Genomic DNA, 1,424 nt, shown 5'->3' with positions numbered 1-1,424 from the left:
GCTTGCGGAGCGATTCGATGCAGACGACCCGAAACGCGGCTGCAGTTCGCCGCCGATGCGCGTGGCCACGGGTTCCTAGTTCAGGTTCGTAGTGCGAGCCCGCGCCTGCCAACGGCCGTGTTTAACCCTCGATCCACCGATGGGCCGGGCCGGGATGAGTTGGGCGTGGCCGTGGGCGGGTGAGGGCGCGGGGACGTGACGGTGCGCCGGACCTCGGTGTCCGGGTCGTCCATTGATCCTCGGGTCGCGCAGTGGTGGCTGCTGGGTGGTCAGGCCGCGAGGGCTGGCGGCGGGTCGCTGACCCTGTCGAACAGTGCGGTCCAGGCGGTCTCCCAGGGCCAGGATCTTGGTAGGTGCAGCGTGATCCGGCGGGCTGAGGTCGCCACCCTGGCGGGGAGGGCGATCAGCCTGCGACGGATCGTTGCGGTGGTGGCCCGCGCGAGGTCTGGTGCCGCCACGGTGCCGGCCGCGCGGGTGAGGTTGAACGCGATGGCCGCGAGCACCAGCCAGGCGGCGTTGGCGGTGAACACCCCGGACGGCAGGTGTGCGAGTGCGGAGTTCTTCAGGTCGGAGTGGACCTGCTCGATGACGGCGTGATGGCGGTGGGTCTTGTCGGCTGCGACGGTGTCGAGGATCTTGGGGTCGGCGGTGGTGAAGAACGCGTGGAAGCGCCACACGTCGAAGAGCGTGTCCTGGCCGGCTGCGGTGTGCTTGTCGGCGTTGAAGTCGGGGATCCGGCGCACCACCAGCCGGCCGGACAGCTGCTCGGACCTCTTCTGGGCGCTGAAGGCGGTGAACGCGACCTCGGCGACCTCGGCCCGAGAGATCCAGCGACCGGTGGCTGCGTCGAGCACGGCATCGGTGTACTCGATCGTGGTCCACGAGTCCTCGGCGATGGTGGCGATCGCCTTCTTGACCGCCTTGTCCATCCGCACCATCACTGACACTGCGGCGATGGCGGCGTGGACTGGTCCGCGGCCGTAGAACGCCGAGTCCATCCGCACCAGAACCAGCTGGGTCTTGCCGACCAGTCGCCGGGCGGTCCTCACCGCGTCGCCGACCAACCGCTTCGCACCACGTGGCGACCCGGCCGCGCCCTTGCGGAGCCGTTGGGCCACGATCACCGGGGCTGTGGTTGCGGTCGCGAGCGTGGCGAGAAGTGCGTTGAGGCCACGGACACCGGAGTAGCCGAACCCGGCGCCCTGCTTGGCGTGGCCGTGGACCTCGATGATCGTGTCGTCGACATCGACCAACGCGTACCCCGCCGTGTCGCTGTCGAGCGTGGTGGCCGCGCCCAGCAGTCGGGTGAGTCCGGCCACCGCGATCAGGAACCTCGATGCGACCGCGTCGAGCTGCCGGACGTGGCCGAAGGTGAACGCCCGCAGGAACGAACCCAACGTCGAGGGCGCGTAGGCCCGTGCGAA

General features: G+C 69.7%; 1 protein-coding gene. It reads right to left on the bottom strand.

The genetic code is table 11. The features are described 5' to 3' along the window. Positions 1–269: 269 nt before the first annotated feature. A partial coding sequence (locus D0Z08_RS31545) for an IS1380 family transposase (protein WP_118929245.1) occupies positions 270–1,424 on the bottom strand: 1,155 nt, incomplete at its 5' end.

Source organism: Nocardioides immobilis (genome assembly GCF_003515065.1).
GTDB lineage: Bacteria > Actinomycetota > Actinomycetes > Propionibacteriales > Nocardioidaceae > Nocardioides > Nocardioides immobilis.
Note: the sequence above shows the minus strand (reverse complement) of the source record. Positions and strands in the feature narration are given on the sequence as shown.